The 18,516-nt window shown below is 68.6% G+C and carries 11 protein-coding genes and 1 pseudogene; 3 read left to right on the forward strand and 9 right to left on the reverse strand.

The window, feature by feature from the left end:
* Positions 1 to 12: 12 nt before the first annotated feature.
* The 9 genes from HR086_RS04490 to HR086_RS04530 form a co-directional block, all read right to left on the reverse strand.
* A complete protein-coding gene (locus tag HR086_RS04490; protein WP_174464956.1) occupies positions 13 to 1,119 on the reverse strand; it encodes a two-component system response regulator in 1,107 nt (368 codons plus the stop codon).
* Positions 1,116 to 1,670 (reverse strand): chemotaxis protein CheB, encoded by a 555-nt coding sequence (locus HR086_RS04495; RefSeq protein ID WP_174457433.1) that lies wholly within the window; start codon positions 1,668 to 1,670, stop codon positions 1,116 to 1,118. Before HR086_RS04495 ends, HR086_RS04490 begins: the two co-directional genes overlap by 4 nt.
* Positions 1,667 to 2,500: a CheR family methyltransferase gene (locus HR086_RS04500; RefSeq protein ID WP_174459955.1), complete on the reverse strand. Its 834-nt coding sequence runs from the start codon at positions 2,498 to 2,500 to the stop codon at positions 1,667 to 1,669. Before HR086_RS04500 ends, HR086_RS04495 begins: the two co-directional genes overlap by 4 nt.
* Positions 2,497 to 8,400, reverse strand: a complete 5,904-nt coding sequence (locus HR086_RS04505) for a HAMP domain-containing protein (RefSeq protein WP_174464957.1) — start codon at positions 8,398 to 8,400, stop codon at positions 2,497 to 2,499. The genes HR086_RS04500 and HR086_RS04505 overlap by 4 nt, the downstream gene beginning before the upstream one ends.
* Before the next feature lie 180 nt (positions 8,401 to 8,580).
* Entirely contained in the window at positions 8,581 to 9,402 is an 822-nt protein-coding gene (locus HR086_RS04510) for a hypothetical protein (RefSeq protein WP_174459957.1), read from the reverse strand.
* 23 nt (positions 9,403 to 9,425) lie between these two features.
* Positions 9,426 to 9,800: a two-component system response regulator gene (locus tag HR086_RS04515; protein ID WP_141641826.1), complete on the reverse strand. Its 375-nt coding sequence runs from the start codon at positions 9,798 to 9,800 to the stop codon at positions 9,426 to 9,428.
* 25 nt (positions 9,801 to 9,825) lie between these two features.
* On the reverse strand, positions 9,826 to 11,262 hold the full coding sequence (locus HR086_RS04520; RefSeq protein WP_371817331.1) for an RAD55 family ATPase: 1,437 nt from the start codon (positions 11,260 to 11,262) through the stop codon (positions 9,826 to 9,828).
* A 99-nt stretch (positions 11,263 to 11,361) separates the two neighbouring features.
* Positions 11,362 to 12,000, reverse strand: a complete 639-nt coding sequence (locus tag HR086_RS04525; protein WP_174464958.1) for a hypothetical protein — start codon at positions 11,998 to 12,000, stop codon at positions 11,362 to 11,364.
* Entirely contained in the window at positions 11,997 to 12,593 is a 597-nt protein-coding gene (locus HR086_RS04530; protein WP_141641829.1) for an RNA polymerase sigma factor, read from the reverse strand. Before HR086_RS04530 ends, HR086_RS04525 begins: the two co-directional genes overlap by 4 nt.
* 228 nt (positions 12,594 to 12,821) lie before the next feature.
* Between HR086_RS04530 and HR086_RS04535 the strand changes: the two genes are divergently transcribed.
* The 3 genes and pseudogenes from HR086_RS04535 to HR086_RS04545 all read left to right on the forward strand — a co-directional run.
* The gene (locus tag HR086_RS04535) at positions 12,822 to 14,468 is read left to right on the forward strand and encodes a SulP family inorganic anion transporter (protein WP_174464959.1); all 1,647 of its coding nucleotides are present in this window, start codon (positions 12,822 to 12,824) and stop codon (positions 14,466 to 14,468) included.
* Between the two features lie 9 nt (positions 14,469 to 14,477).
* Entirely contained in the window at positions 14,478 to 18,059 is a 3,582-nt protein-coding gene (locus tag HR086_RS04540; RefSeq protein WP_174464960.1) for a DUF2309 domain-containing protein, read from the forward strand.
* Positions 18,046 to 18,516: pseudogene (locus HR086_RS04545) on the forward strand (proton-conducting membrane transporter); the annotation flags it as partial. The gene HR086_RS04540 and the pseudogene HR086_RS04545, both read left to right, overlap by 14 nt.

Here is an 18,516-nt window from a genome sequence, read left to right on the forward strand (position 1 = left end):
TTATTTTGTGCGTCAACCTTTTCCCGCACGGGGGTGTTCAGCTTCGGTCGCGGGGAGGTCCTTCGGCTGGTCGCTCCGCATCGTGGGGAGCGGGCCCTGTCCGGCCTCCTGCTCCGTCGGCGTGGAGACGGGGGGCACCAGGTGTCGCAGGCCCTCGACGAGCTGCTGTGTCGCGCTGGGGCCCGTCACGTCGAGGAGCGCGAGCAGCACCGTCTCCGGATGCCCGTACATCTTCGGCAACAGCGTGCTGTAGGCGCGCACCGAGCCCCGCTGCTCGCCCAGCTCCCAGTCCACGTGAAGCCCGTGGAGTGCCTCGCCCCGGGCCGCGCGCATCAGCGGCTGCGCATCCTGGGGTAGGGGGTCGCCATCGCGTCCCCGGACGATGACGCCTTCATGCAGGCCCGGCGCTTCGCGATACGCCAGACATCCGCCGGCCAGTCCCTGGGCGGCCCGGTTGGCCAGCAGGGTGTGGCCGCTGCCCGGCTCCACCAGGGCCAGGGGCGTGGGCAGCGCGGCGAGCACGGCTTCCAGCCAACGCTGCTGGTTGCGGTGCGACTCCATCTCCCGGCGCAGGTGCTCCTCGCGCGTCCGGGTCCGCTCCGCCTCCATGCGCCGGTGGGCTTCCGCCAATTCGCCCTCGTGCTCGCGCCGCTGCGTCTCGCGCAGCGCCTCCGCCTGACGCCGCACCAGCTCCGTCTTGCGGAACAGGTCCACGAAGACGCCCACCTTGGAGCGGAGGATTTCCGGCTCGTAGGGCTTGAGCAGGTAGTCCACCGCGCCCACCGCGTACGCGCGCAACTCCGGGAGCTGGCCGCGCGACAAGGCGGTGAGAAAGAGGATGGGCGTGTTGCGGCTGCGCTCGCGCTCGCGGATGAGGCTCGCCGTCTCGAAGCCGTCCATGCCCGGCATGACGACATCCAGGAGGATGGCGGCGAAGTCCTGGGTGAGAAGATGGCGCAGCGCCTCACGGCCACTTCGCGCGGAGACCAGCTTCTGCCCCAGCGGGGCCAGCGTCGCCTCCAGCGCCAGCAGCCCCTCCGGCTGGTCGTCCACCAGGAGGATGTGGACGGGCTCCATGGAGAACACGGGGCCGCGCTCGCGCGAGGGCGCGGCGCTCATGGCTGCACCCGGCCGCGCGACACATAGGCCAGTCGCGTCAGCCACCCTCCCACCTCGGAGAGAGACAGGCGCTCCACCTCGCACTCCTGTCCCTCGCCGCCGTCGGACTCGCCCATCACCACCGCCACGCGTCCGCCCCGGCCCCTCAGGAAGCTCAAGCCCTCCTGGCCGTCGTCGTGGCCGGAGAAGAGCAGCCCCGCGGCCGCGGCGCCGTAGCTGTCCGCCGCGGACTCGAAGAGGGCGTCGATGGCGGGGCGGCAGCCGTGCTCCGGCGACTCCACGGACAGCGCCACGCAGCCCCGGTCCACCAGCAGGTGGTAGCCCCAGGGCGCCAGGTACACGCGCCCCGGCACCAGGTCCTCCTTGTCATCCGGCTCCACCACGGGCAGCGCGCAGCGGCGCGCCAGCGGCGCGGCCAGCACGTCATGCGGCCCCCGGTGCAGTACGACGACGACGGGCGCCGGCAGGTGCGCCGGCAGTTGGGAGAGCAGCGTCTCCACGTCCGCGCCCGCGCTCCGGGGCGCCCCCACCACCAGCAGCCCCACGCTCATGACACCCTCCGGAAGATGCGACCGCTGCCTTCCAGCTCCTCGTAGGCGGCGACGTGTGGAGTACGCGCCACCGACTCCTTGCGCCCCAGACACAGGAAGCCGAAGCGGGCGAGGCTCTCGTACAGCCGCGAGTGCACCCGGTTGTGCAGGGCGCGATTGAAGGACAGCAGCGTGTCCCGACACACGATGACGTGGAACTCGTTGAACGAGCCGTCGATGGTCAGGTTGTGCTGGGTGAAGAAGATGCCGTCGCGCAGCCTGGGGTGGAGCAGCGCCCAGTTGCCGTCGCGGGTGTAGGAGTCGGACAGCGAGCCCCGCCCACCCGACTCCGCGTGGCGGCGCGCGTCGTCCTCGCCGGGCAGGGGCAGCACGCCGGTGCGAGCGTCCGCCAGCAGTCCCTCGCTGGCATCGGACGCATAGAGCCGGCAGCGGCTCCACAGGCCCTCCTCGTGCAGGAGGATGGCCAGGGCATAGGTGTCCTCACCGGTGCCGCAGCCCGCGTGCCAGACGCGCACGGACGGCCAGGTGCGCAGCACGGGCACCACACGCGTGCGGAAGTCTCGGAAGAAGGCCGCGTCCGAGAAGAGTCCGGGCGGCGTGCTGGAGAGCGCGCGCAGCAATCCCTCCAGCGCCTCGCCGTCATGCAGCACGCGGGCCTGGAGCGCGGAGAAGGACTCCAGGCGTTCCTCGCGCAGGTGGCGCCGCAGCCGCCGCAGCAACCGCGGCCGGGAGTGGCTGCGCAAATCGAAGCCCCAGTGTCGGGCCACGCCCTCCAGGAGCAGGTCCGCCTCCAGGGCCTCCAGCGCCGCGACCGAAGCGCCCGCGCTCACCCGGAGACCTCCGTGCGCGAGCCACGCGCCTGGGCGCCTCGCGGCGCGTGCAGCCACACGCGCAACAGGCTGAGCAGCTTTTCGATATCCACCGGCTTGGTGATGTAGTCGGACGCGCCCGCCTCCAGGCACTTCTCCCGGTCCCCCTTCATCGCCTTCGCGGTGAGGGCGAGAATCGGCAGGTGCGCCACGCGCTCCATGCGGCGGATGGCGCGCATGGCCTGATAGCCGTCCATCTCCGGCATCATCACGTCCATCAACACCAGCTCGATGTCCGCGTCCTTCTCCAAGAGTCCCAGCCCCTCGCGCGCGCTCTCCGCGAAGGCCACCTTCATGCCGTAGCGCTCCAACACGGTGTTGAGGGCGAAGATGTTGCGCACGTCGTCGTCCACCACCAGCACCTTGCGGTTGACCAGCAACGGGTCTCTCTCGCGCGCCTTCTCCAGCATCCGGCGCTTGGACTCCGACAGGTTGGCGGGCGAGCGGTGCAGGAACAGGCTCGTCTCCTCCAAGAGGCGCTCGGGACTCTGCGCATCCTTGACGACGATGGCCTCCGCCACGCGGCGCAGCTCCGTCTCCTGCGCGCGCGACAGCTCGCGGCCCGTGTAGACGATGATGGGCGGGCCCCCCGCGCCATGCACCTCGCGCACGCGACGGATGAGCTCCGTGCCGGGCAGGTCCGGCAGGCCCAGGTCCAACACCATGCAGTCGAACCTGCGCTCCGCCAGCGCGGCCAGCGCGTCCACCGCTGTGCCCACCGCCACCGTCTGCACGTCCTCGCTGCCCAAGAGCTCCTGCAGCGTCTGTCGGTGGACGGCGTCGTCCTCGACGATGAGCAGGCCCCGGCCCTTGCGCTCCACGAAGTCGCGCAGGGAGGCCAGCGCCGCGGCTGCGGCATCCGGGTCCGCCGCCGCGCGCAGGTGGCCGATGGCGCCCAGGTTGAGCGAGCGCTCGCGGTGGTCCTCGTCGGACACCGTGTACACGGGCAGCGCGCGGGTGCCCGCGTCGTGCTTGAGCCTGTCCAGCACCACCCAGCCCGCCATCTCCGGCAGGTCCAGGTCCACCGCCACCGCCACCGGCCGCGCGTTGCGCACGGCGTCCAGCGCGCCCTCCACCTCCGTGGAGACAAGCACCTTGAAGCCCGCCCCCTGCGCGGCCGCTCGCAGCCGCGCCGCGTGTTCGGCGGCGTGGGTCACCGCGAGCAGCACCCTGTCACCGGGCTGGATGGAGCCCCGGTCGTCGTCGATGCCCAGCGACGCCAGCGAGACAGGGGGCGCCACTTCCTCGATGTGGAGCGGCGGCACCAGGGAGGCCGTGTGGGCCAGGGCGGTGGCCGCGGGCACGGGCCGCGAGGAGTCCTGTCCCGGCCGGTCCGCGACGAAGTCGAGCGGCAGGTACAGGGTGAAGACGCTGCCCTGGCCCGGCTCGCTCTCCAGTCGGATTTCGCCGCCGAGCAGCCTCGCGATTTCACGGCTGATGGACAGGCCCAGGCCGGTGCCGCCGTACTTGCGCGCGGTGGAGCCGTCGGCCTGCTGGAACGCCTCGAAGATGATGTGGTGCTTGTCCTTGGGGATGCCGATGCCCGTGTCTCGCACGGAGAAGGCCACCACCGAGGGCGCGATGGACAGCACCGGGTGGTCCGCCGTCCAGCCGCCCCGCGCCATGCCGATGTCGAGCGACACGGAGCCGGACTCGGTGAACTTGAAGGCGTTGGACAGGAGGTTCTTGAGCACCTGCTGGAGCCGCTTGGCGTCCGTCTCCACCTCGCCCGCCATACCCGGCGTCAGGTCGATGTCGAACTGGAGGCCCTTTTTGTCCGCCACCTGCCGGAAGGTGCGGTCCACGAACTCGCGCAGGTCGCTGAAGCGCAGCGGGCCCACGTCCACCGTCATGGTGCCGGACTCAATCTTCGACAGGTCGAGGATGTCGTTGATGAGCTCCAAGAGGTCCGCACCGGAGGCGTGAATGGTCCGGGCGAACTCCACCTGCCGTCCCGTGAGGTTGCCCTCCACGTTGTCGCTGAGCGTCTGGCTGAGGATGAGCAGCGAGTTGAGCGGCGTGCGCAGCTCGTGGCTCATGTTCGCCAGGAACTCCGACTTGTACTTGGACGTCAGGCTGAGCTGCTCCGCCTTCTCCTCGAGAGCGCGCTTGGCCTGCTCCACTTCGCCGTTCTTCCGCTCCACCTCCGTCTTCTGCTCGGAGAGCAGCTTCGCCTTCTCCTGAAGCTCCTCGTTGGTGCGGCGCAGCTCCTCCTGCTGGCGCTTGAGCAGCTCCTCGGACTGCTGGAGCGACGTGGCCTGCTGCTCCAGGCGCTTGTTCGTCTCCGTCAGCTCCTCCTGCTGCTTGCGCAATTCGTCGGTGAGCGCCTGCGACTGCTTGAGCAGCGCCTCCGTGCGCATGTTCGCGGCGATGGTGTTGAGGACGATGCCGATGGACTCCGTGAGCTGCTCCAGGAAGCCCAGGTGCACGTCGCTGAAGCGATGGAACGAGGCCAGCTCGATGACGGCCTTGATTTCCCCTTCGAAGAGCACCGGCAGCACGACGATGTTGCGCGGAATTTCTTCGCCCAGGCCGGAGGAGATGCGGATGTATGTGTCCGGCACGTCCGACAGGAGGATGGGTTCCTTCTCCAGCGCGCACTGGCCGACGAGCCCCTCACCCAGCCTGAAGGAATTGGAGAGCCCCTTGCGCTCCCGGTACGCGTAGGACGCCAGGAGCTTGAGAATCTGCTCTCCGGCCTCGGCGCGGTCGGAGATGTAGAAGACGCCGTGCTGCGCGTCCACCAGCGGCGCCAGCTCCGACAGGATGACCTTGGACACCGTGAGCAAATCCCGCTGCCCCTGGAGGACGCGGGTGAACTTGGCCAGGTTCGTCTTCAGCCAGTCCTGCTCCGTGTTCTTCCGCGTGGTGTCCTTCAGGTTGCGGATCATCTCGTTGATGTTGTCCTTCAGGGCGGCCACTTCGCCCTGCGCGGACACGGTGATGAACCGCGTGAGGTCGCCCTTCGTCACCGCCGTGGCCACCTCGGCGATGGCGCGCACCTGCGTCGTCAGGTTCGCGGCGAGCTGATTCACGTTGTCGGTGAGGTCGCGCCAGATGCCGGCCGTTCCGGGCACGCGCGCCTGTCCGCCCAGCTTCCCTTCGATGCCCACCTCGCGGGCCACCGTCGTCACCTGGTCGGCGAACACCGCCAGCGTGTCAATCATGCCGTTGATGGTGTCCGCCAGCTCGGCGATTTCCCCCTTCGCGTCCACGACGAGCTTGCGCTTCAAGTCACCGTTGGCGACCGCCGTCACCACCTTGGCGATGCCGCGCACCTGCGTGGTGAGATTGGACGCCATGGAGTTCACGTTGTCCGTGAGGTCCTTCCACGTACCGGCGACACCCTTCACCTCCGCCTGTCCGCCCAGCTTTCCTTCCGTGCCGACCTCGCGCGCGACGCGCGTCACCTCCGAGGCGAAGGACGAGAGCTGGTCCACCATCGTGTTGATGGTGTTCTTCAGCTCCAGGATTTCACCCTGCACGTCCACGGTGATTTTCTTGGAGAGGTCACCGCGAGCCACCGCCGTCGTCACCTCGGCGATGTTGCGCACCTGCGCGGTGAGGTTGGAGGCCATGGAGTTCACGTTGTCCGTGAGGTCCTTCCATGTGCCGGCGACGCCCTTCACGATGGCCTGGCCACCCAGCTTGCCCTCGGTGCCGACCTCGCGCGCCACGCGCGTCACCTCGGACGCGAACGAGTTGAGCTGGTCCACCATCGTGTTGATGGTGTTCTTCAGCTCCAGGATTTCGCCGCGCACATCCACGGTGATTTTCTTGGACAGGTCTCCATTCGCCACCGCCGTCGTCACCTCGGCGATGTTGCGCACCTGAGCCGTCAGGTTGGACGCCATGGAGTTCACGTTGTCGGTGAGGTCCTTCCATGTACCGCCGACGCCGCGCACCACGGCCTGACCGCCCAGCTTTCCTTCCGTGCCGACCTCGCGCGCCACGCGAGTCACCTCGGACGCGAACGAGTTGAGCTGGTCCACCATCGTGTTGATGGTGTTCTTCAGCTCCAGGATTTCGCCGCGCACGTCGACGGTGATTTTCTTCGACAGGTCTCCGCGGGCCACCGCCATCGTCACTTCGGCGATGTTGCGCACCTGCGACGTGAGGTTGGACGCCATCGAGTTCACGTTGTCGGTGAGGTCCTTCCACGTGCCACCGACACCACGCACCACGGCCTGTCCACCCAGCTTGCCCTCGGTGCCGACCTCCTTCGCGACGCGCGTCACCTCCGAGGCGAACGACGAGAGCTGGTCCACCATCGTGTTGATGGTGTTCTTCAACTCCAACACCTCGCCGCGCGCATCCACGGTGATTTTCTTCGACAGGTCGCCCTTGGCCACGGCCGTCGTCACGTCCGCGATGTTGCGCACCTGCGCGGTGAGGTTGGAGGCCATGGAGTTCACGTTGTCCGTGAGGTCCTTCCATGTGCCACCCACGCCGCGCACCACGGCCTGTCCACCCAGCTTGCCCTCGGTTCCGACTTCACGCGCGACGCGAGTCACCTCCGACGCGAACGAGTTGAGCTGGTCCACCATCGTGTTGATGGTGTTCTTCAGCTCCAGGATTTCACCCTGCACGTCCACGGTGATTTTCTTGGAGAGGTCTCCATTGGCCACCGCCGTCGTCACCTCGGCGATGTTGCGCACCTGCGACGTCAGGTTGGAGGCCATGGAGTTCACGTTGTCGGTGAGGTCCTTCCACGTGCCGGCGACACCCTTCACCACGGCCTGACCGCCCAGCTTGCCCTCGGTGCCGACCTCGCGCGCCACGCGCGTCACCTCGGACGCGAACGAGTTGAGCTGATCCACCATCGTGTTGATGGTGTTCTTCAGCTCCAGAATCTCGCCGCGCACATCCACCGTGATTTTCTTGGACAGGTCTCCATTGGCCACCGCCGTCGTCACCTCGGCGATGTTGCGCACCTGCGACGTCAGGTTGGACGCCATGGAGTTCACGTTGTCCGTGAGGTCCTTCCACGTACCGCCCACGCCCTTCACCACGGCCTGTCCGCCGAGCTTTCCTTCCGTGCCGACCTCACGCGCCACGCGCGTCACTTCCGAGGCGAAGGACGAGAGCTGATCCACCATCGTGTTGATGGTGTTCTTCAGCTCCAGAATCTCACCGCGCACGTCCACGGTGATTTTCTTGGAGAGGTCGCCCTTGGCCACCGCCGTCGTCACCTCGGCGATGTTGCGCACCTGGGACGTGAGGTTGGACGCCATCGAGTTCACGTTGTCCGTGAGGTCCTTCCACGTGCCGGCGACGCCCTTCACCCGGGCCTGTCCGCCGAGCTTCCCTTCCGTGCCGACCTCGCGCGCCACGCGCGTCACTTCCGAGGCGAACGCGCCCAGCTGCTCCACCATGCCGTTCACCAGGCGGGCGGTGCGCAGGAACTCGCCCTTGAGGGGACGACCGTCCACCTCCAGCGCCATCGTCTGGGACAGGTCGCCCTTGGCCACCGCGCCGATGACGCGGCCCATCTCCGTGGTGGGCTGGACCAGGTCCGCCACCAGCGTGTTCACCGACTCCACGCAGTCCGCCCAGGAGCCCACGGCGCTCGCCACGTTGGCGCGCTGGGTGATGCGGCCCTCCTTGCCCACCCCGCTGCCAATGCGCTCGAACTCGTGCGCCATGCGCTCGTTGAGCTCGATGATTTCGTTGAGCGAGTCGGCCACCTTGCCGGCGTTGCCCACCTTGTCCACGGGCATGCGCACGGAGAAGTCCCCCTTGCGCACGGCGGTCAGCACACGCAGGAGCTGGCGCGAGTCCAGTGTGTCGGAGTCGTCCTCCACGGAGCGCGACGGCGGCGGAGGCGCGGCGCGACGAGAGACACCCTTCTTCACAGTCATTGAGAGCCCCAGCGCGTTCCCGCGAGCACAGCCCCCTCGGCTGTCGAGAACGGAATGTTTCGGAAGGGCTCCGTTCTCCCGCGACTCTCCGGGCGGGGATAGTCCCCTCGGGAGGGCCGGCTGACAGGCACTCGACACTGCGGCTTCGCTTCGTGAGCCAGCCGACACTTGCCCGCGGGTCTAGTGTCGCAGCCGGGGCGCCGGGGCCCGGACATGGACCTCCATGCGCGCATCCCCCGCCACCACGCTGCTCAAGACTTCCTGCTGCTCGGGAGACAGCCGCGCCACGGCCCGCAGCGCGGCCACCAGCAGCAGCGCCTCCACCGAGGACGGCACGCCCACGCCCTCAGGCCCCGTCTTCAGCGGCATGGGCAAGCGGGGCACCCGGCCCGCGGAGGCCAGCGCCTCCACGGCATAGGCCGGCGACGTGTCCAGCGTGACGGCAATGGCGGGCAGCTCCTGCGCCGCATCGGCCTGACCTCGCGCCTGCATCTCCATCAACATCTGGAGCGCGCCCGGCTTGAAGTACAGCGCCAGCCCCGCCCGGCCGTCGTCCATGTTGAAGACGCACCCCTCGAAGGTGTGCGTCAGCGGCCCTGAGACCGCCACCTCGAAGGGCTGGCTGTCGTCCCAGTGCGTCCAGGGCCGCGCATCCCAGTACTCGGTCGCCGCCTGGACGAAGAGCAGCGCCTTGTCCGAGCCCAGCGCGGACAACCCTCGCTGTCCCCACGCCAGGAACGTGGCGATGGCCGCGCGCGACGAGAGGGCCGCCGGGGGAGGCTCCGCCACCGCCACGCCCAACACCGCGCCCGCTTCCGCGAGCTGGGGTTCACACCGCACCCCGCCCAGGTCCTCCAGTCCCTCCAGCAACACCCGCAGGCCCGCGGTGTCGGCCTGCTCGAAGACGGGCTGGGACGGCTCGCCAGTCTCGGTGATGCGCAGATAGACCTGCGTGCTCCCTTGAGAGAGCGGCACGGGACCGAGCTTGAGCAGATAGAACATGGGGCCTGTCGGCGGCTTTCGCGTCAGCCGGAGAGAGCGCGCTTGCCGTCCAGGGCCTTGCGGACCTGCTTCATCAGCGCGGGAATGTCGAAGGGCTTCTGGAGGAAGGGAATGCCCGGGTACTGGGCCCGCAAGGCTCCCACGTCCACCGCGCTCATGCACAAGAGCGACACACCGGCCCAGTTCGGTTCCGCGCGGATGCGCTCGATGAGGGCGGGGCCGTCCAGCACCGGCATCATCCAGTCGGTGAGGACCAGGTCCGGACGCAGCTCGCTCATCCGCTCCAGCGCCTCACGGCCATGAGAGGCCGTCAGCACACGGTAGCCCTCCTCCCTCAGGAGGTCCGCGAGGGCTTCCAGGATGCCCTGCTCGTCATCCACCACCAGGACCGTCTCCATACGGGCGGGCTTCACTCCTCACGAATCAGGGATGGCCACCGGTCCGATGTCGGGCAAGGCCCGTCAACAGGGTGTCCAGGGCAACGTCGAAGGGAGGCAGCACCTCGATTCCTTGTCGGGAGATACGGAACTCCCGGATGGACGGGTCGTAGTCGGTGTCCCGCAGCTTGAAGATGGTCAGCAGGCGGCGAAGGCGCCCCTCCAGCTCGACGTGCCTGAGGAAGAAGAGGTTCTCCGCCACGGCGGAGGGGCCGACTTCCAGCGGCACATCGAGCGCGGGCCCGAAGAGGCGGGGCGTCTCCAGGCTGAAGATGGTCGTCGCGTACGACAGGCGCAGCTCCTGGGTGAGCGCCGCGAAGAACGACGCCATCCGCGCGCTGTCCGGCGCGGCCTGGCTCATCGCGCTCAACCCATCCACGAACACCCGTGTCACCTGGTGCCGCCGCACCGCGCTCAAGAGTTGGTCCGCCAGCACATCCAGGATGGATTCAGCGGGGGGTTGCCAGAGGATGTGCATCCTCCCGTCCTTGACCGCCCCACCCATGTCCATGCCGGCGGCAGCCGCCTTGTGGAGCAGCCGTTCGGGCGACTCATAGAAGCCCATGTACAAACAGCGCTCACCCTGCTTCAGCCCCTCGGCGAGCAAGCTGCTTCCCATCAGCGTCTTGCCACTGCCCGGAGGCCCGAGCATCAGCGACGTGGAGCCCTTGGCCAGCCCACCCGGGAAGAGCGCATCCATCGACGGGATGCCGAAATGCACCCGCTCGCTCCCCGGGTCCGGCGGCGGGGTGCGCCGCATGCGCGCCTCCAGCCGGGGAAAGACCTCCAGCCCATCATTGGAGATGCGGAAGGTGTGCACGCCGCTCAGGGTGGCGCCGCCCCGGAACTTGCGCACCTGGAGCTCTCGCCACGAGCGCACGCCCAGGGTGCGCTCGCGCAACTCCAGGATGCCGTCCACCATGGTGTATTCCGGATGGACGGTGGGGCCGTTGGAGCTGGTGAGCATCAGCGCGGTGAAGCGGGACAGGCCCGCGGACACCTGCAGCTCGTGGATGAACTTCTTGAAGTCGCGACTGCTGCCGGCCGCCTCCTGCGCCTGCACCAGACCGTCCAACACCAGGATGCTGGTGTTGTGGTTGCGCACCTCGCGCCGCAGCAACTCCAGCAGGCCGGGCAGGCCCTGCTCCTCCAGCGTGCGGAAGCCGCTGACGTAATAGACACTCTCGGGCAGTAGCGCGGAGTCGAAGAACGCCATGTCGCGCATGTTGGCGAGCATGCGAGCGTGCGACTCGGCCAGCAGCGTGACGTAGAGGCACCGCGCCCCTCCACGTCCCTGGTGGTAGCAGAGCTGGTTGGCGAAGAGCGTCTTGCCCGCCCCGGGCTCACCCACGACGATGTAGACACCCGAGGTGACGAGGCCACCACCCAGCACGCCGTCGAGGCCGGGCACGCCAGTGGTCACGCGCGCGTCCTGCCGCGGCGCTTGCTCGGAAGGAGACATGAACGGGCTCATACCGCAAAACCCGGCGTCCGCGCCCCTGGATTGGTTACAGGGGTGGGTTCAGGGGGGACCGGCCTGGTCGGCGACCACCACGAAGTGCTCCTGGACGTGCCGCACATCCGAGGCATGCGACACCCGGAACTCGTAGCGGCCCGGCTTGTCGATGCGCACTCGCAGGGGCGTGGCGGCGGCTCCGGTCCGCGCGGTGAATTCGTGCACGCAACGGGCCTCGTCGCAGTCCACCTTCGCGAGCGAGGGCGCATCTCGCAGCCGGGGATGGAAATCCAGCGGGGGCGGCGTCTCGAGCCAGACGGTGGCGGGCTCTCCGGAGTGGACGCCGTGAGCCCAGGGCAACTCCAGCCAGCCGGCTCCATCGCCAGGAAGTCGAAAGGCGACCTCCCTCGCGGGCAGGAGCTCGGGACTCAAGGGTCCACTCGCATCCCCTCGCGCGAGCAGCAGCAGGGCCACCGCGCCCGCCAGCGCCGCGCCCACCAGCACGCGCGCGGCGGGATGGTGCGACAGGGCTCGTGGGGAAGGTGACTGCGTTGGCTCGCGCCCACGGGAGTGCTCGGCCCGGATGAGCGCGGCCTGGAGCCGGGCCCGCAGGTGGGGCGAGGGCTTCTCGCCCCGAAGCGCCTCCAGCGCCGCGCGGACCTCGTCGGGAAGTGGCGGTGGCCTGCCCTCATCCTCGGTGCTCATGGACGGCCTCCCTCGCTGACAGTCTGAGCCTGACGGCTGGAGGCCGCCGTGAACAACACGCCCAGCCGCGCCCGGCCCCGGGAGTGTCGACTCTTCACCGTGCCCAGGGGCAGCGCGAGCACCCGCGCCACCTCCTCGTAGTCCAGGTCCTCCACGTCACACAGCAGCACCACCAGCCGGAACTTCTCCGGCAGCGCGTGCAGACACGCCAGCACCAGCTCCGCCTCCTCGGCGCCACACAGCCGTGCCTCCGGGTCCGGCTGCTCGGTTCCGCCCTCGAAGAGCGAGCCCAGCACCGACGAGGCCCCTTCCAGCACCGAGTCCAACAGCGAACGCCGCCGCGCCTGCGTGCGCCGGTTCTCCAGGAACTGGTGTCGCGCGATGCCGCACAACCAGCCCAGCCACGAACCCGAGTCTCGCGAATCCCAGTTCAGGAAGGCCCGCACCAGCGAGTCCTGGAGCAGGTCCTCCGCCTCCTGCCGGCTGCGACACAAGGCCAGGCAGAAGCGATGGAGCCGGGGCAACAGCGGCTCCACCACGACCTCGAATCGCTCTCGCGCACCGAGCTCCGCGGGCGACTCACTCTGTTTCATTTTCAATCCAGACACGACACCGCCCACGAACCCATCCCCCAAGAAACCAAGACATCCCAGACGGGTGATGACCTGCTCATAAAGAGCGCGTCCCGCATCAGCCGTAAAAACGCGAAGTAAAGCAAGTCCGGGAACCGAAGCGCGTCTCGTTCCATCTCTCGCTATCGAGGGGGCTGGGCTCGCGCTGGGAGGCGATGTCCGCCCGTGTACACGGGAGGCCGTGACGTCATGCGAGGCTCGCAGTCCAATGTCAGTCATTCTCATGGAACCCCGGGGCAGGCTTCCTGGAAGCAGGACTTCGTCGCGGGCTTCCTCGTCTTCCTGCTCGCGTTGCCCTTGTGTCTGGGTATCGCGATGGCGAGCGGCTTTCCGCCCGTGGCGGGCATCCTCACGGCGGTGGTGGGCGGAGTGCTGTCGACGTGGGTGGGCAGCGCGCGGCTGACCATCAAGGGCCCGGCCGCGGGGCTCATCGTCATCGCGCTCGGGGCGGTGACGGAGCTGGGCGGAGGGGACGCGGTGCTCGGCTACCGGCGCGCGCTGGCGACCATCGTGGTGGCCGCGTGCCTTCAAGTGCTCTTCGCGGTGCTGCGCGCTGGGAGGCTGGGGGACCTGTTCCCCTCGGCGGTGGTGCACGGGATGCTCGCGGCCATCGGCGTCACCATCTGCGCCAGACAGCTCCACGTGCTGCTCGGGGTGTCACCCGTGGCGCGGACGCCCCTGGGGTTGCTGGCGGAGGTGCCGAGCAGCGTGGCGCGGCTGAACCCGGAGATTGCCCTCATCGGAGGGCTCAGCCTCCTGTTGCTGTTCGGCCATGCGGCGCTCTCCCAGCGGGTGGCGTGGCTCAAGCGGGTGCCGGCGCCCCTGCTGGTGCTGGCCGTCGCTGTACCGCTGGCGCTCGGGTTCGACCTGGAGCACGCGCACACGTTCACGTTCTCCCATGCCGTCTTCTCGGTGGGGCCGAGCCATCTGGTGAACCTGCCGAGCAACCTGCTCGCGGCCATCACCTTCCCGGACTTCTCCGCCGTGCCGAGCGCGCTGGGGCTCAAGTACGTGGTGATGTTCGCGTTGGTGGGCAGCGTGGAGTCGCTGTTGACGGTGAAGGCGGTGGACCTGCTGGCCCCGGAGCAGCGCCGCTCGGATTTGGACAAGGACTTGTTGGCCACGGGCCTGGGCAATCTGGTGGCGGGGTTGCTGGGCGGGCTGCCGATGATTTCAGAGGTGGTGCGCAGCTCCGCCAACCTGGGCTACGGAGCGAGGAGCCGGCTGTCGAACTTCTTCCACGGCGTGTTCCTGTGGGGGTTCGTGGCCTTCGCGCCAGGACTCATCCACCGCATTCCGTTGGCCGCGCTCGCGGGGATGCTCATCTTCACGGGCGTCCGACTCGCGTCGCCGGGTGAGCTGGTGAAGGCGTACCGGATTGGTGCGGAGCAAGTGCTCATCTTCTGCTTCACGCTCATCGTCACGCTGGCCACGGACCTGCTGGTGGGCGTGGCCTCGGGCATCGTCCTGAAGGCGGGCGTGCATCTGCTCAATGGGGCTTCACCGAGGGAGCTCTTCCGACCCGACATCCAGGAGCAGGTGGGCGCGGACCAGGTGGTGCTGCGGGTGCGGAGCGCGGCGGTGTTCACCAACTTCCTGACGTTCAAGAAGCTGCTGAACCGGCACGCTCTCGTCCGGCTCATCGAGGTGGACCTGACGGAAGCCCGCCTCGTGGACCACACGGTGATGCAGCGGCTGCACGAGCTGGAGGCGGAGTTGTCGCGGGAGGGGCGACAGCTTCGAGTGCTCGGGTTGGAGCAACACCGGGGAATGTCCTCGCATCCGCTGTCCGCGCGGAAGAAGGCGCCGAGCGGCAACCTGGGGCTCACGCCCTGAGGGGACACCATGAGCCATGCTCCCTGTCCCACTTCGTCCCCGTCCCCGGAGGACCGGGGTTCAAGGCTGCGCGCCGCGTTGGCCGGCGCCAGCCACGTCCTTCCCGCGCAGGGGCCCATCGGCGTGTTCGTGCACCACAACACGCTGCACGCGTATCAACACCTCCCGTTCCACGAGGCAGTGGCCACCGCGAGCAAGACGTTCGGCGCGGAGGGGTATCTGTCCGAGGCGCGCTTTCTTGAGCTGTACCGGCGAGGCCGCATCACCGACGAGGACTTGCGAGCAGTGCTCGCTGAGCCCGAGCACCGCGTGCCGCCATGTCCTTTCTCCGCCGATGCGGAGAGACAGAGCGCCGCACTCACGGCGCAGGACGCGGCTCCCGCCGAGCAAGCGGCGCGGTTCGCGGACTCAACGAAATGGAGTGCCTTCTTCACCAACGAGCCATGCTCGGCGCAGGCGGTCGCGGCCCCAACAGGACAGGCTGTCCACTTCACCCTCGAGCCAGGCCTGGCACCGGCCGCTCGGCGAGACGCACGCGCACCTGCGTCGAGACTTTTACGGGACGCACAATCGGTGCTGGGAGGCTTGCCGCCACGCGCCCCCATGGAGCTGATGCGGCTCGCCCTGCTCCACCCCGTGGAAGTGGAGTCGGAGGCGTCACTGCGCTGGAAGCTGGAGGAGCACTCCGCCGCGTACCGCCTTCGAGCGGACCTCTCTCCGACGACGCGTCACGCGCTGCTGGAGCGCTCAGCCCAGGGGCTGCGCATCTGGATGGACCGGGTGGGACGAGGCCGGACGATGACGGAGCTGGCGTGCGCGCTGCTCGGTCCCGACGTGGAGTCCACCGTTCGCGCGGTGGCGAGCCACGTCCCCCGTCCTCTTCCCGTGGACGTGGCGCTGCGACTGCTGGGCATCCCCGCAGCCTGTGCGAGCGCATATGTCGACCGGGTCTCCGCCCTGCTCGACGGAGAGACCTCGTTCACGAGGGAAGACTGGCTGAGCGCGGAGGCGTCCTGTGTCACTTCGGCGTTGGCCTCGGCCTTCGGAGGTGATGGGAGCCTGGGCTCACTGCGTGAGCGCATGGAGACCAATCCCGAGCCCTTCGCGGTGAGCGCCCTCTGGTCCAGTTGCCGCACGCCGCTGCTGACGACCCAGGGACACGACAAGCCTCCGCTGACGGACGTGCGCAGCCACCGCGAGTTGCTGTGCGAGGCCACGGGCGAGGATGTGAACGACCTGCTTCATCCCCTGCTCATCCGTGCCTGCGCGGCCTTCCTGGACGAAGGCGTCTCGCACTGGAACCTGCCAAGCCGGGAGCACGGCTTCCACGCGGCATGGAGGTCAATGACGTGCGACGGGCTTGGCGCCGCACCGGACTGGCTGGAGGGACTGGAAGACGAACCGTCACTCGCGCCAGAGGATGCCGTACTGGAGGCACTCGACGCGCTGGGTGTTCCCGACGCCGACTGGGAGCCCTATCTCGTCCGCGTGCTGCTCGCGCTGCCGGGCTGGGCGGGGATGTTTCATCGACTGGAGCACCACCCCGGGGACCGCCCCAGTGGAGCACCACCCGCGCGACTGATGGACTTCGTCGCGGTGCGGCTCACCCTGGAACAACATGCACTGCGCGAGGTGGCGAGGCAGCGACTCGACTACACAGGTCCCCTGTCGGGACTGGCGGAGGCCGCGAGACGCACCATCGAGTCCAGGCGGGTTTCAGCGCGCTCGACATTGGAGGGAAGCTGGCGACTCTTCCAGTGGGCTCAGCTCATGGGCCTGTCCGCGATGGACGTGGCCGAGCTTCCCCTCCGAGCCCGACACGAGCTGCTCACGTGGCTGGAAGCCTTCGACGCCAGCGCGCGCCAACGCGTGTGGCAAGCGGCGTACGAGCATCACTACCGAAGAGACGTCTGTCGAGGTCTCGCGCGCAACCGCCTCCGCCCGGAGTCCGAGCGCACGGTGACGGCAGCGCGCTTCCAGGTGATGTTCTGCATGGACGACCGCGAGGAGTCCTTTCGCCGCCACTTCGAGGAACTGGACGCGCGACACGAGACCTTCGGCATCGCGGGCTTCTTCGGTGTGGCCTTCGACTACCGGGGACTGGACGACGCGGGCCACGTCGCGCTGTGCCCGGTGGTCGTCACCCCGGCACACGTCGTGGAAGAACAAGCGCGACCGGAGCACCAACCCCTCGCGGAAATCCGAGTCAGGCGACGAGGGACGTGGGCACGCCTCGACCAGACGTTGCAGCAGGGCACCCACGCCCTGGAGGTCTCCTGGTTGCTCGTGCCGCTGCTCGGCCTGCTGTCCGCGCTGCTCCTGCCCTGGCAGCTCCTCTTTCCACGCACACTGGGCCGGCTGCGGAGGACCTTCTCCGCGACACTCCTTCCCAGGCCACCCACTCGACTCACGAGCCTGCGCGAGCCAACCGCCCACTGTCCCTCACCCACGCTCAAGCCCCTGGGCTTCACCCTCGACGAGAAGGCGGCGCGCGTGGCCGCGTCACTGGAGAGCCTGGGACTGGTGAAGGACTTCGCGCCGTTGGTGGTGGTGCTCGGCCATGGGGCGGTGAGCGTCAACAATCCCCATCAGGCGGCCTATGACTGCGGCGCGTGTGGCGGTCGGCACGGAGGACCGAACGCACGACTCTTCGCGGAGATGGCCAATCGTCCGGAGGTCCGGGCGAGACTCAGGGAGCGTGGCCTGCACATCCCTGAGACCACCTGGTTCATCGGAGGGCTGCACAACACCACCACCGATGAAGTGTGCCTCCACGACACCGAGGCCCTCCCCGAAGCCCTCCACGGTGAGCTGTCCGCGCTGCGTGCCGCGTTGGACCGGGCCCGCGCGCTGTCAGCCCAGGAGCGCTGTCGGCGCTTCGAGTCCGCGCCCCTCGGACTGTCCACCTCCGCGGCGCTCCGGCATGTCGAGGCTCGCGCGGAGGACCTGGGTCAGCCCCGGCCCGAACTGGGGCATGTCACCATCGCCTCCTGCATCGTGGGCCGTCGTGCGCTCACGCGAGGTCTGTTCCTGGACCGGAGGGCGTTCCTCATCTCCTACGACCCGACGCGGGACGCGAGCGGCGAAATCGTCGAGCGCATCCTCCTGGCGGCGGGCCCCGTCGGCGCGGGCATCAGCCTGGAGTACTACTTCTCCTGCGTCGACAACGAGCGCTACGGCTGCGGCACCAAGCTGCCCCACAACCTCACGGGCCTGCTCGGAGTGATGGACGGCGCCGAGAGTGACCTGCGCACGGGGCTGCCTCGACAGATGATTGAAATCCACGAGCCGATGCGATTGCTCCTCGTTGTCGAGGCAAGCACCTCGGTGCTGTCGGCCATCCTCGCGCGACAGCCCACGCTCCACGAACTCATCCATCATCAGTGGGTGCAGCTCGTGAGCGTGGACCCGATGACGGGCGCACAGCATCGCTTCACGCCCTCCGGGTTCCAGTGGCTCGCGACACCTGAGACGTCGTTGCCGGAGGTGGCCTCCTCGCCCCACTGGTACCGAGGCCACCGCGACTTCCTGCCCCCTGCCCTCATTCTCGCGCCGCGCTCCTTCGGAGAAGACCGTCATGCCGCTCCCTGAGCTTCCCGTGGACTGGCTCGCGGCGGCGGTGCCGCTGAGTCCCCTGCTCGCCTTCTTCATCCTCGGAGCGGTGATGCTGCTCCACCGCGCTCCCAGCGAACGCTGGATGGCGCGCTGGGTACTGGGGGCGCTGTGGCTGTCGCTGGCATGTGCGGTGGCCACGGTGCTCCACTGGCACTCCCAACCCGGGAACGTGCAGGTGAGCCTGGGCCCGTGGTTCTCCTCGGGTGAGTCGAGCTTCGAGGTGACACTCCACATTGACCGTTTGTCGGCGACGATGATGCTGCTGACGAGCACCCTGACCCTGCTCGTCGGCCGCTTCTCGGTGAGCTACCTGCATCGAGAGCCGGGCTTCGCGCGGTTCTTCCTGCTGCTGGCGATGTTCTCCTCGGGGATGTTGTTGCTGGTGGAAGGCGGCAGCCTCGACATGTTGTTCGTGGGCTGGGAGTGGGTGGGG

Origin of the sequence: Myxococcus sp. CA039A (assembly GCF_013336645.1) — a bacterium.
Taxonomy (GTDB): Bacteria; Myxococcota; Myxococcia; order Myxococcales; family Myxococcaceae; genus Myxococcus; species Myxococcus llanfairpwllgwyngyllgogerychwyrndrobwllllantysiliogogogochensis.